The following is a 12,472-nucleotide window of genomic DNA, read 5'->3' as shown; positions in this document are numbered from 1 at the left end:
CGCGGACGTCAGGCCGGCAGCTCGGACAGCCGCCGGCCACGGTCGCCGGCGAACTGGCCCAGCATCCGCCGGATGCGGTTCGACAGGTCCTCGACGGCGGCGGCCGGGTAGCGGTTGGCGTCGTAGAGCACCGACAGCTCGGAGCCGTCCCGGTGGTCCTCCAGCTCCACCTCGACCATGAGCGGCGGCACCGACGCGGGCCGTACCCCGCAATGGCGGCAGCTCAGGCCGGGCAGGTCGAGCTCGGCCCGCCGGATGTGGTTGAGCACCACCCAGGTGCCGGTGCGGGGCTTGCCGTACTCCCCCGGCCGCAGCTCGCGCATGAGGTCGTAGTGGGTGAGCCGCTTGTGCGCCTGGACGCCGGCCGCCGTCTCGCGGATCCGGTCGAGCAGCTCGTCGAGCGTCGGGTCGCCGGACAGGTCGGTGCGGTAGACGACCAGGTTGGAGAACCAGCCGATCACCGCGTCGGTGCCGAACTCGTCGCGGTTGCCGTCCGGCGAGCGGACCGCGATCGCCTCGCCCGCCCCCAGCTGGTGCAGCACCACCGCGATCGCCGCCAGCACCAGCCGGAACCGGGTGCCGCGGGTCTGGCGGCAGGCCCGGTCGAGTCGCTCCAGCAGGTCGGCCGGCAGCACGCCGCCGCACACGGCGGCCCGGGGCGGACCGGCCGGCCGGTCGTTGCCGAACGGCAGCGGCACGTCGACCAGCGGGCCGGCCGGGCCCAGGGCGGACCGCCAGAAACCCAGCTCCGCCTCGAGCGCCGCGCCCCGCAGGCCGGCCGACTCACGGCGGGCGAAGGTGAAGAAGTCCGCGGACGGGTCGTCGTCGGGCGGCGCCATCTCGGCGGCCCGGCCGTACCGCCGGCCGATCTCGGTCACCAGGACGGTGAGCGAGTCCATGTCGGCGACCAAGTGGTCCATGGCCAGGCTGAGCACGTGCGCTTCGTCGTCGACCCGGTAGAGCACGGCCCGCAGCCGGGCCGGTGCGTCGAGCGGGAATACCGTCTCGGTGTCGGCCACCAGCGCCTCGTGCAGGCGCCGGTCGAGGTCGCGGGCGCCGCGCAGGTCCACCACCCGCAGGCCGAGCGGCGGGTGGGCGGCGACCCGGACCCGCCAGCCGTCGCCGTCGGGGTGGTAGGAGGTGCGCAGCGTGGGCTGGTGCCAGACGGTCTGCAGCAGGGCGCGGCGGAGCGCCTCGACGTCCAGCGGACCCTCGATGCGATAGGCGGCCGGCGCGTTGAAGGGCCGCCGGCCGATGCCGCGCCGCCGGGCCGCCTCGGTCCACCGCAGCAACGCGTCCTGCTGCGACGACAACGCCGGTGTGGTGTCGGTCAGCATGTCGATCCCTCCTGCTTCAGAACGTCGGCGAGCCGGCCGACCGTCGGGTACTCGTAGAGGTGATGGGTTCCGAGGCGGGCGGAGAACTGGGCGTTCGTCCGCTCGATCAGCTGTGCCGCGTGCATCGAGGTGCCGCCCAGCTCGAAGAAGTCGTCGCCGCGGCCGACGACCGGCTGGCCCAGCACCTCCGCCCAGACCGCGGCCAGCGCGCGTTCCAGGTCGGTGCGCGGGTGCTCGTACGGCCGGTGCCGGGCCTGGGTGGCGGCGGTGACGACCGACCAGAGCCGCCGCTCGTCCGGGTCGCCGTGCTCGTCGTACGGGATGGCCGGCACCCGGACGACGGAGAGCGTGACGCCGTCGAGCCCGTCCGCCACGGTGGCCCGCAGGTCCTCCTCCTCGATCGGGCCGGGGGCGGCGTAGGCGAGCACCACCTCGAACCGGTCCGGGTCGGCGGTGGCGGTCTCGGTGCGCTCCAGCCCGATCAGCAGGGAGGTCTGGTCACCGGCGAGGGCGGCCAGGAACGCGGCCAGGCCGTGCTCGGCGGCGATGCCGTTCGCGCCCCACGGCGCCCAGGCCAGGCAGTGCACCGGCCGGCCGCGCTCGCGTCCCCAGTGGTCGGCGAAGCCGTCGAGGAAGGCCGCGGCCGACGAGTCGGCCACCGGCCCGCCGAGTGCCCCGTCGACCGAGGAGAACAGCACGAGCGGGGCGTCGGGCCGGTCCTCGAGGATCGCGGCCAGGGCGCGCGTGCCGTGCACTTTGGCCCGATAGGTGTGGGCCAGACCGTCGGCCGACTCGCGCCACACCGTCAGCCCCGCCCCGGGCCGCTCGCCGGCCAGGTGCAGCACGCCGGCCAGGGTCGTGTCCCAGCGGTGCTCGGCACCGCGCACCGCGGCCGCGAGCGCCTCCCGGTCGGCCACGTCGGCCGGCACGTACGCGACCTCGCCGAGCTCGGCCAGGTCCGCCACCCGCTCGGCGACCTCGTCGGCCGGGGTGCGGCCGACCACCAGCAGCCGGGCCTGATAGGCCGCGAGCAGGTAACGGCACAGCTCCGTCCCGATACCGCCGAGACCGCCGGTGACCAGATAGAGACCACCGGCCCGCAACCGGGGCGCGCCGACCAGCTCGTCCGACGGCACCCCGCGCAACTGCGCCACCAGCCGCCGGTCGCCGCGCACCGCCACGACCGGCTCACCGCCGGCCGTTCCGGCCTCCCGCCGCACGGCCCCGGCCGTGACCTCGGCCAGGTCGACCAGGCGCACGGCCGGGGCGTACGCCTCGGCCGCCGCGGAGCGCACCAGACCCGGGAGGGTGGCGACCGCCGGCGACACGGTGTCGCCCGGACCGGTCCAGAGCGCGCCGCGGGTCAGCACCAGCACCTGCCCGGTGGAATCCTCGGGCAGCACCGCGAGCAGCGCCCGCACGGACGGCGCGGCCAGGGCGAGCGCCTCGCCGAAGTCGGCGGCCGGTGCGCCGGCACACCACGCGTGCACGACCATGGCCGGCCCCGGCTCGCCGGGATAGGCCTCGGCCAGCAGCCGCGCGTAGTCGTCCGGCACACCGGGCCGGATCGTGAAGGCGCCCGGCCCGGTGCGGGCGAAGCGGTCGCCGGGCCGCACGGTGGTCAGCGGCCCCGTCGCGGCGGCGGCCACCCGGGCCGCGAGCTCGTCGCCGGGGACGAAGGCGAGCCACGGGCCGGCCGGCGGCTCGGTGACCGGCGCCGCCGCGTCGCGCACCCACACCCGGGTGAAGAACTTCGGCGGCACGGTCGGCGCGGGCGCCGTCGCCGAGGTCATCTCGTAGAGCGCCACGTCGAAGTCACCGGCGTGCAGCGCCTCGAGCAGCCGGGCCCGCTGGATCTTTCCGCTGCGGGTACGCGGGAAGGCGTCCTGCGGCACCGGCACCACCGGGTCGGGCCACAGGCCGAGGTCGCGGGCCAGCGTGGTGCGGATGTCCCGGGCGGTCCGGGCCTGCTCGGCGGGGTCGTCCGACTCGGGCACGAAGAAGATCACGACGCGGTCGGTGCCGCTGGCCGGGTCGGCGTCGCCGCAGGCGGCCACCCAGGTCGGCGAGGTGCCGGGCACGCTCTCCACGATGGTCTCGATGTCGTGGTTGAGGTAGTTGGCGCCGCGCACGATGATGATGTCCTTCTCCCGGCCGGTCAGCACCAGGTGCCCGGCCCAGATGAAGCCGAGGTCGCCGGTGGTGAACCAGCCGTCATCGGTGAACGCGGCCGCGTCGGCCGCGGCGTCGGCCCGGTAACCCGCCATGATGGTCGCGCCGCGCAGCTGGAGCCGGCCGATCCGGCCCTGCGCAACCACGCGGTCGTCGCGGTCGGCGATCCGGATGTCGACGCCCGGCATCGGGCCGCCGAGACCGGCCAGCGTGAGCGCCTCGGGATCGGACGACGGCACCGGGCGTACGTCGTCGTGCAGGAATCGCTTGTCCACGGTGACGGTGCCGTACGCCGGGTCGCCGGCGTCGAGCCGGCCGAAGGTGATACCGGTGCAGGCCTCGGACATGCCGAAGCACGGCCGCAGCGCGGTCGCGGCCAGGCCGTACGGTGCCAGCAGCCGCAGGAAGCGGTGCGCGGTCTGCGGCACCACCGCCTCACCGGCGCTGGCGACGTGCTTGAGCCGCGACAGGTCCCACTCGCGCCCGGCGGCCTCGGCCGCCCGCTCCACCACCAGGTTGAACGCGAAGTTGGCCGACCAGGTGATGGTGGCCCGGTAGCGGTGGGCCCAGTCCAGCCAGCGCAGCGGGGCGGCCAGGAAAGCCTCGGCCGGGGCCTGCACGTGGTCACAGCGCAGGAAGACGCTGCGCAGCACGAACATGACCAGCCCGCCCGCGTGGTCGAGCGGCATCCAGTTCAGCGTCACGTCGTCGCCGTCCAGGCCGTTGGCCTGCGCCGAGGCGCGCTGGGCGGCCATCAGCTCCCGGTGCCGCAGCTGGATGCACTTGGGCACGCCGGTGCTGCCCGAGGTGAGCAGGTGCAGCGCCACATCGCCGGGCCGGGCCGGATGCCAGTCGGTGTCCGGCTCCCGGCCCGCACCCAGCCGATCGACGGTCGCCACCCGCAGGTCGCCGTCGCCCCAGTCGAGGCGAGCGGCGGCGAGCCGCGCCTCGACCTCGTCGTCGGCGAGCACCAGCGGGCGGCCCAGGTTCTCCCACACCCCGCGGACGCGGCGGGTGGCGGCGTTCTCCTCGGTGTAGCGGGCCGAGGTGCCGATCGGTGTGGGCACGAAGCCGCCGAGCACGCAGGCGAACAGCGCCGTCATGAAGGGCCGCGGCCGTTCGATCTGCAGGATCAGCGTGTCCCCGGCGCGGACGCCGGCCGCCCGCAGACCGGCCAGGACCCGCCCGGCGTCGGCCAGCAGGCGCGGATAGGTCTGCCGGTCCTCGGTGTCGTCGGCGGCCAGGTAGACGAAACCCTTGCCGGGCGCGGTCGCCGCGGCGGACCGGAGCGAGTCGCCGAGGGTGGCCGGGTCGCCGGGATCGAAGGTGAGCGGCCCACCGAGCAGGACGGCGGGCGGGCGGTCGCCGGCGACGGCCGGCGGCTCGTCCACCGGCGGGCGGGCGTCGGCGGAGGGTACGGACCGGGCGGCGTCGGTGCGCAGCAGGACGGCGACGTCGGCGACGCCGGGCACGGCCCGCGCCCCATCGGTCAGCTCGGCCAGGATGGCCGATTGCAGACTCTTCCGGGCGGTGGTGGTCACGGTGACCTCCTCGGGGACGGGGGTGGGGTGCGCTCAGCGCGGGAGCAGGTTGCCGGCGATGTCCTCGAGGATCGCCTCGCGGGCATCGGTCAGGAAGAAGTGGCCGCCGGGGAAGGTGCGCAGCGTGAACTCGCCGGTGGTGTGGGCGGCCCAGGCCGCGACGTCGGCCGGGCCGGCCTCGCGGTCGGACTCCCCGGCATATCCGGTCACCGGGCAGGAGAGCGGCTCGCCGGGGGCGAAGCGGTGCGTCTCGAGCAGGGTGAAGTCGGCCCGCAGGGTCGGTTCGAGCAGTTCCATGAGGTGGTCGTCGCCGAGCACCTCGGGCGGCGTGCCGTCGAGGTCGCGCAGCTGCGCGGTGAACTCGCCGGGCGGCAGGGTGTGTATCGGCGCGGCGCGGCGCGGCAGGTCCGGAGCGGCGTGGCCGGAGAGGAACAGCCACGCCGGCTCGGCACCGAGACGGCGCCGGAGGGTGCGCGCCAGCTCGAAGCCGACCATCGCCCCGCCGCTGTGCCCGAACAAGGCGAACGGCACCGAGGCGACGTACGGACGCAGCACCTGGGCGAGGGTCTCGATGAGCGGGCGCATCCGGGTGAACGCGGGCTCGTGGCGGCGGTCCTGCCGGCCGGGCAGCTGCACGGCCAGCACCTCGATCTCCGGCGGCAGCCCGCGCGGCCAGTCGGCGTAGACCGACGCGCCGGCGCCGGCGTACGGGAAGCAGATCAGCCGGACCCGGGGCGCCTGGCGCCGGGCGCGCCGCACGAACGGCGACTCGATCGCGAACGGGGTGGCGGCATGGGCGGTCATATCGGGAGCCTGCCGGTGACCCGCCCGGGGGTCTGCTCAACACTGCGCAGGGTGACCATGTTGGACACGTGCCCGGCCCGCCGATATGGTCGGCCCGGAAAGGGGGCCGGGCGATGGCGACTTATGTGGCGCTGCTGCGGGGCATCAACGTGGCGGGCAACACGCGCGTGAGCATGGACGGGCTGCGCAAGGTCTTCGCCGACCTCGGCCACGAGGACGTCAAGACCTATCTGCAGACCGGCAACATCGTCTTCACCGCCGGCGGCAAGGCCGCGCAGATCGCCGCCGAGCTGGAGAAGAAGGTCGCGGCCGATCTCGGCGTGTCGCCGACCGTGCTGCTGCGCACGGTCGCGGAGATGTCCGCGGTGCTCGACGCGAACCCCTATCTCGACGATGAGTCCGACCACACGAAACTGCACGTCACCTTCCTGGCCGAGAAGCCGGACGCGAAGCACCGCGACGCGCTGACCCGCCCCGACGGAGAGACCGCGGAATTCCAGCTGCGCGGGCGTGAGGTGTTCCTGCACTGCCCGAACGGCTACGGCCGCACCAAGCTGAACAACTCCTTCATCGAGAAAAAGCTCGGCGTGCGCGCCACCACCCGCAACTGGAAGACCGTGGCCAAGCTATGCGAGCTGGCCGGCTGAGCGGCTGCCCGAGCGCACCGCGCGGATCTGCTCGACCAGATAGTGCGCATCCTCCTTCACCCACCAGATCAGGGCGGAGCCGTACGTGTACTGGCACTGCATGCCCAGGAAGTAGAGCCCGGGCGCCGCGCTGACGCCGCGGTCCTGGCGCGGCATGCCGGCCTCGTCCAGGATCGGCACCTTGATCCACGGGTAGCTGGCGCGGAAGCCGGTGGCCCAGACGACCGCGTCCGGCTCGTCCTGCCCGCCGTCCTCGAAGCGGGCCACCCGGCCGTCCATGGCCACCGTGCGGCCGACGAGCCGCAGGTCGTGCTTGCGGGCGAGCTGCTTGAGGCTCTTGCCGATCAGAATGGTCTTCTTGTGCAGCCGGTCCCGCTCACCGATCAGCGGCTTCTTGATCAGCCCGAACTTGTCGCCCCACCAGTGCAGGCCCTTGAACAGGAACTTGCACGGCACGTGGGGCAGCGGCGAGCCCTGCGACAGGGTGACCCGGTGGGTGCGGGACAGGTCGGTGGCGATCTGCGCGCCCGAGTTGGCCGCGCCCACGACCAGCACCGAGCTGCCCGGCACCTGCGACGGGTTGTGGTAGCGGCCGGTGTGCACCTGGAACACGCCCTCGTCGAGGCCCGCCGCGAGCGGTGGCACGTACGGCTCGCGGTACGCCCCGGTCGCGACGATGACCTGACGGGCCTCGTACGGGCCGGTCGAGGTCTCCAGGCGGTATCCGTCGTCGGTGGCGGACAGCGAGGTGACCTTCGTGTTCAGCCGCACCGGCAGACGCCAGTGGCGGGCGTACTCCTCGACGTAGTCGGCCATCTCGTCCTTGGTCGGAAAGCGGCCCTGCCGGCCCGGGAACCGCAGGCCGGGCAGGGCGCAGTACTGGGCGACGGTGAACAGCCGCAGCGCGTCCCACCGCTGGCGCCACGACTCGCCGACGCGTTCGCCCGCGTCGAGGATGACGTGCGGGATGCCGGCCTGGGCCAGGTAGTGCCCGGCGACCAGGCCGCTCTGCCCGCCGCCCACGACGACGACGTCGGCGCGTTCCACCATGTCGGTGTCTCCTCTCAGGTGTTCCGGTGATCAGGCGAGGTCGTACGCGAACGTGACGTCGGCGGCGCCGCCTTCGCCGGAGGTGTATCCGCCCGTGCCGCTCAGGCCCTTCAGGTCGCCGGTACCCGAGCCCGGGATGACCGACCACTCCCCCTTGGCCACACCGCCCTCGAAGACGCCGGTGGTGCGCAGCAGGAAGCTGCCGCTGCGGCCGCCGACGGCGCCGTCGATCCGCTGCACGCCGGCGAACTCGGCGTACGTCTCGCTCGGGTAGGCCATCAGGTACTCGGCGGCGCCGGCCCCCTCGATCACCCCGGTGAACGTGTTGGTGATGCTCGCCTTGGTCAGCTTGGCGCCGCCCTCGATCTCGTCGTACGGCTTCTCGTCCCAGCCGGTGACCTGGTAGGCGCCTGTCTCCTGCGTGCTCATCGTCTTTCCTCCCGCGTGGTCACTTCCTCCGCTCGTGCGCTGGTCACGCTAGCGACGCGCCGATCAGCTGCCTGCTCACAACTGAGCAGCGGCCCGTCCCGCCTCGCCGACAACCTGGAACGGTCGCGACGATCGTGCGGAAGGACGGGACCATGGCCGAGGACGCCGGAGATACGACGCCCGATCTGGCCCGGCGGGCCGCCGCGGAGGACGACCGCCCCGCCCTGATCGTCGACGGCGAGCCCGTGCTCACCGTCGCGGAGTGGATGCGGCTCTCCACCGCCCTGGCCGCGGGGCTGGTCCGCCGTGGTGTGCGCCGGGGCGACCGGGTCGGGCTGGTCTTCGGTGACGGCGACTGGGCCGACTACGCGGTGGCGACCCTCGGCGTCCACCTGGCCGGGGCGGCCGGGGTGGCGATGTCCGAGCGGTTGCCCGCCGCGGAGCGCCGCCGCCGGATCGCCGCCTGCGACATCCGCGGCGTGCTCACCGGCGAGCGGGCGGGCGCCGAACCGGCGGCCGGCTGGACGTCCACCGTGGCGCTCACCAGCCGTGCCGGTCCGCCGGCCCGGCTGCCCGCCGTGCGCCCCGGCGACCTCGCCGAGATCCTCTACACCTCGGGCACCACCGGAGAGCCCAAGCCGGTCGCGGTGACCCACGGCAACCTCACGTACGGGCAAGGCCGGGTACGGGGTCAGCTGTTCGGCGCCGTCGACGGCATCCTGGCCGGCGTACCGGCCGCGACCAACGCCGGGCACAGCGCGCTGATGGTGGCCCTCGGCTCGGGCACGCCGGTGCACGTGCCCACCCGCCTGGACGCCGGTGCGGTGGCCGCGGCCGTGGCCGCCAGCGGCGCCGCCGCGGCGATCCTGCCGCCCGCGGTGGCCGCGCGGCTGGCCCGCGACGGGCTGGCCGAGCGGCACGACCTGGGCCGGCTGCGGTTCGTCATGCTCGGCTCGACCGGGGTGCCGCCGGCGGTGCTGGCGGCATTGGCGCGAGCGTTGCCGGAGGCCGGCCAGGTGGTCGGCTACGGGTCGACCGAGGCCGCACCGGCGTTCGCCAACCGGCCCCTCCCACCGTGGTCGGCGCACCGCGACGCGGGGCTGTTCGAGGGGCCGCGGGCCGGGTCGGTGGGCACCCCACGGCCAGGCTGCGAGGTCAGCATCGCCGGGCCGGCGGGTGAGCCGGCGCCCACCGGTGAGGTCGGCCAGATCCGGCTCCGATGCCCGGCCCCGGCGCGCGCCTACCACGGTGACCCGGCCGCGACCGCGCGGACGTTCCGGGACGGCTGGACCTGGATGGGCGACCTGGGCCGGCTGGACGAGGACGGCCAGTTGCACGTCGTCGACCGGATGGCCGACGCGGTCGTCCGCGACGGCCACGTCGTGTCCACACTGGACGTCGAGAACGCGTTGTACTGGCACCCGGACGTGCTGGAGGCGGCGGCCTTCGGCATCCCCGGGCCGGACGGGCCGCTCGTGGCGGTGGCGGCGGTGCTGCGGCGGCCGGTGCCCGAGCGGGAGCTCCGCTCCGTGCTGGCCGACCGGCTGCCCGAGCCGGACCGGCCCGACCGGCTCGACATCGTCGGCGAACTGCCACACGGCATCCTCGGCAAGGTGCTCAAGCGCGAGCTGCGGTCCCGCTGGGCCGCCGCCGGGAGCCTGCGGTGAACCCGCGGCGGGCGGACCGCCGGGGCGCTCCCCCGATCGTGCCGGCCGGCACCCCGGTGGGCTGGATCCTGCTGGAACACCTCGGCTCCTGGCCGCGGGCCCGGGTGGACCTGGCCGCGGTGCTGCCGCTGCAACGCGCCGCCGCGGCCCGCGGGCTGCGGCTCAATCTGATCCGCCGGACCGAGCCCGAACGCCGCGCGGACCCCGACGGCACCTGCTACCTCGCCTACTCGGCCGGCCCGCGCCGGTTCGTCGAGCGGGTCGCGCTGGGATCCCCCGGCGAGCTGAGCGCGGCGATCCTGGACGGTCTCGCCGCCGGGCGCCCGCTGGAGGCGGCCGCGGTGATCCCCGAGCCGATCTATCTGGTCTGCACCGACACGCGCATGGACCGGCTGTGCTCGTTCCGCGGGCGGCGCGTCGCCGCGGTGCTGCGCGACGTGGCGCCGGGCCGGGTCTGGGCCACCGGCCACGTCGGCGGCTGCCGGTTCGCGGCCAACGTGGTGCGGCTGCCCGACGGCCGATACTTCCGCCAGGTGTCGCCGCACGAGGCGGAACGGATCGTCTCGGCCTGAGGTGCTCACTTTTCACTATCGGGCCGCGGCCGGCCGGCGGCAGGGTGACGGCATGACCGACAAGCTCACACCCCTCCCGGAAGACTGGACCCGAGCGCTGTGCGTGGTGGCGCACCCGGATGACATGGAGTTCGGCGGCGCGGGCGCGGTGGCCGCCTGGACCGCCGCCGGCAAGACCGTCGTCTACCTCCTCGTCACCCGTGGCGAGGCCGGCATCGACGGGATGCCACCGGCCGAGGCGGCCGCGGTGCGCGAGGCCGAGCAGCGCGCCGGCGCGGGCCTCGTGGGCGTCAAGGAGGTCGAGTTCCTCGACCACCCCGACGGGCTCGTCGAGCACGGGACCGCCCTGCGCCGCGACATCGCCGCGGCGATCCGCCGGCACCGGCCCGAACTGATCGTCGGCTACAACCACCGCGACGAGACCTTCACCGGCAAGTGGAACACGCCGGACCACCGCAACACCGGCCGGGCGTTGCTGGACGCGGTGGGCGACGCCGCCAACCGGTGGGTGTTCCCCGACGCCGGCCCCGGCCCGTGGGCCGGCGTGAAATACGTGGCCATGCACTCGTCGCCGCGGGCGACGCACGCGGTGGACGTGACCGGGAGCGTCGACGCGGCGGTGGCCTCGCTCGAGGCGCACCGCGAATATCTGCGAGGGCTGGGCTACGGCGACACCTCGGTGCGCGCGCCGCTGGTCGGCCTCTACACGCAGACCGGCAAGCGCTTCGGCGACCGGCTGGCGGTCGGCTTCGAGATGGTCGACCGCTGAGCGCTCAGCCGCGGCGCAGCACAACCGCGGTGTTGAAGCCACCGAACCCGAAACTGGTGGACAGGGCCACCTCGATCGGCGCCGGCACCGCGGTGGCGCCGACGAGGCGGTGCCCGGGCGCCGCCGGCCGGCGCAGGCCCGGGTTCGCGTGCACGAAGCCCGCACGCAGCTGCACCACGGTGGCGATCGCCTCCACCGCGCCGGCCGCGCTCAGGCAATGACCGACCAGCCCTTTGGTGGAGTTGATCCAGGGCCGCGCCGGGCCGAAGACCGCCGCGAGCGCGGCCAGCTCGGCGTCGTCACCGGCGGGCGTGGCGGTGCCGTGCGCATTGACGTAGTCCACGGCGGAAGGCGCGACGCCGGCCCGGGCGAGCGCCTGCCGCATCACCCGTTCCTCGCCGGCCGGGCTGGGCGTGCTGAGGCTGGTGGCGTCCAGCCCGGTGGCCACCCCGGCCAGCTCGGCCAGCGGGGTGGCGCCGCGCCGCCGGGCCGCCCCGGCCGGCTCCAGCACCAGGCACGCGGCCGCCTCGCCGGGCACCAGGCCGGCCCGGCGCCGGTCGAACGGGTGACAGGCCGGCTCGGCGGGCGGCGCCAGCACGCCCAGGTTGGCCAGCGCGGCGCGCTCCGGCGGCGCCGGCCGGGCCAGCGCGCCCACGGCGAGGCAGGCGTCCACCGCGCCAGCGGCGATCAGCCGGGCCGCCTGGATGAGCGCGAGGTTCCCGCTGGCCGACGAGGCGCCCACGGTGTGCCCCTCGCCGGTGACGCCCAGGGCCTGGCTGATCGTGGCGACATGGTCGGTGTCCTGCACCTGCAAGGCGTACCGGGCCGGGAGATAGACGGGTTGCCGTAGGTAGACCGGGTGGTGCTCGAACGCGTAGCCGCCGGTGAGGTTGTGCCCGCCCACGATCAGCCCGACACGGTCCGCCGGCACCGCGCCGCCGGCCAGACCGGCGTGCTGCCAGGCCTCCACGGCGGCGGCCACGCCGGCCTGCACCGGCAGCGGCGAGCGCCGGGCCGCCCGCAGCGCCTCCCGGCGGACGCCGGGCGTGGCCGCCGCGAGGGCGGCGGCCAGGTCGAAGCCGGTCAGCGGCGCGGCGAACCGGGTGCCGCCGGCCTCGTCCGGCACCGCCCGGAAGCCCGTGGCCCCGGCCCGCAGCGCCGCCGCGAACGCCGGCACGCCGACGCCGACCGGGCTGACGATGCCCAGCCCGGTGACGACGACCGGCTCAGGCATGCTTGGCCAGCAGATCGACCAGCGATCGCAGGTCGTGCACGTCGCGGAACTCGGCGACCGGCACGGTGACACCAAGCCGTTGCATGGCCAGCGTGACGATCTCGGCGCGGTCGATGCTGTTGGCGCCGAGGTCGGTGAGCGTCCCGTCGATGTCGACCTCGTCCGGCCGTACCTCGGGCAGCACCTCGGCGATGCCGGCCCGGACCGCGGCGAAGACCTCGGTGTCGTCCATGTGCTCTCTCCTCACCGG

The 12,472-nt window shown here is 75.1% G+C and carries 11 protein-coding genes; 4 read left to right on the top strand and 7 right to left on the bottom strand.

Annotated elements, in window-relative coordinates:
- Positions 1 to 8: 8 nt before the first annotated feature.
- The 3 genes from CRP55_RS07680 to CRP55_RS07670 are packed head-to-tail and all read right to left on the bottom strand — an operon-like array spanning position 9 to position 5,854.
- Positions 9 to 1,337, bottom strand: a complete 1,329-nt coding sequence (locus CRP55_RS07680) for a condensation domain-containing protein (RefSeq protein WP_097318970.1) — start codon at positions 1,335 to 1,337, stop codon at positions 9 to 11.
- Complete coding sequence (locus CRP55_RS07675) at positions 1,331 to 5,050, bottom strand: SDR family NAD(P)-dependent oxidoreductase (RefSeq protein ID WP_097318969.1); 3,720 nt, start codon at positions 5,048 to 5,050, stop codon at positions 1,331 to 1,333. Before CRP55_RS07675 ends, CRP55_RS07680 begins: the two co-directional genes overlap by 7 nt.
- A gap of 33 nt (positions 5,051 to 5,083) precedes the next feature.
- Positions 5,084 to 5,854: a thioesterase II family protein gene (locus tag CRP55_RS07670; RefSeq protein WP_097318968.1), complete on the bottom strand. Its 771-nt coding sequence runs from the start codon at positions 5,852 to 5,854 to the stop codon at positions 5,084 to 5,086.
- Positions 5,855 to 5,967: 113 nt separating this feature from the next.
- Here CRP55_RS07670 and CRP55_RS07665 point away from each other — a divergent pair, with 113 nt between their 5' ends.
- A complete protein-coding gene (locus CRP55_RS07665) occupies positions 5,968 to 6,501 on the top strand; it encodes a DUF1697 domain-containing protein (RefSeq protein ID WP_097318967.1) in 534 nt (177 codons plus the stop codon).
- On the opposite strand, the gene CRP55_RS07660 is transcribed toward CRP55_RS07665, so the two are convergent.
- Both CRP55_RS07660 and CRP55_RS07655 read right to left on the bottom strand, forming a co-directional pair.
- Positions 6,481 to 7,551, bottom strand: a complete 1,071-nt coding sequence (locus CRP55_RS07660) for a flavin-containing monooxygenase (protein WP_097318966.1) — start codon at positions 7,549 to 7,551, stop codon at positions 6,481 to 6,483. The genes CRP55_RS07665 and CRP55_RS07660 overlap by 21 nt on opposite strands.
- A 30-nt stretch (positions 7,552 to 7,581) precedes the next feature.
- The gene (locus CRP55_RS07655; RefSeq protein ID WP_097318965.1) at positions 7,582 to 7,980 is read right to left on the bottom strand and encodes a DUF3224 domain-containing protein; all 399 of its coding nucleotides are present in this window, start codon (positions 7,978 to 7,980) and stop codon (positions 7,582 to 7,584) included.
- A gap of 152 nt (positions 7,981 to 8,132) precedes the next feature.
- Between CRP55_RS07655 and CRP55_RS07650 the strand changes: the two genes are divergently transcribed.
- The 3 genes from CRP55_RS07650 to CRP55_RS07640 are packed head-to-tail and all read left to right on the top strand — an operon-like array spanning position 8,133 to position 10,988.
- A complete protein-coding gene (locus CRP55_RS07650; RefSeq protein ID WP_097318964.1) occupies positions 8,133 to 9,647 on the top strand; it encodes a class I adenylate-forming enzyme family protein in 1,515 nt (504 codons plus the stop codon).
- Positions 9,644 to 10,219 carry a sucrase ferredoxin gene (locus tag CRP55_RS55575; protein WP_097318963.1) on the top strand — a complete coding sequence of 192 codons (576 nt, stop codon included), beginning with the start codon at positions 9,644 to 9,646 and terminating at the stop codon, positions 10,217 to 10,219. The genes CRP55_RS07650 and CRP55_RS55575 overlap by 4 nt, the downstream gene beginning before the upstream one ends.
- Positions 10,220 to 10,271: 52 nt before the next feature.
- Complete coding sequence (locus CRP55_RS07640) at positions 10,272 to 10,988, top strand: PIG-L deacetylase family protein (RefSeq protein WP_097319227.1); 717 nt, start codon at positions 10,272 to 10,274, stop codon at positions 10,986 to 10,988.
- Positions 10,989 to 10,992: 4 nt separating this feature from the next.
- On the opposite strand, the gene CRP55_RS07635 is transcribed toward CRP55_RS07640, so the two are convergent.
- Both CRP55_RS07635 and CRP55_RS07630 read right to left on the bottom strand, forming a co-directional pair.
- Positions 10,993 to 12,222, bottom strand: coding sequence for a beta-ketoacyl synthase N-terminal-like domain-containing protein (locus CRP55_RS07635; RefSeq protein WP_097318962.1), 1,230 nt, complete (start codon positions 12,220 to 12,222; stop codon positions 10,993 to 10,995).
- Positions 12,215 to 12,454 (bottom strand): phosphopantetheine-binding protein, encoded by a 240-nt coding sequence (locus tag CRP55_RS07630; RefSeq protein WP_097318961.1) that lies wholly within the window; start codon positions 12,452 to 12,454, stop codon positions 12,215 to 12,217. The genes CRP55_RS07635 and CRP55_RS07630 overlap by 8 nt, the downstream gene beginning before the upstream one ends.
- Positions 12,455 to 12,472: the final 18 nt, after the last annotated feature.

Source organism: Paractinoplanes atraurantiacus, assembly GCF_900215205.1.
In the GTDB taxonomy this organism is placed as follows: domain Bacteria; phylum Actinomycetota; class Actinomycetes; order Mycobacteriales; family Micromonosporaceae; genus Actinoplanes; species Actinoplanes atraurantiacus.
This window is presented reverse-complemented; position numbering and strand designations above follow the sequence as displayed.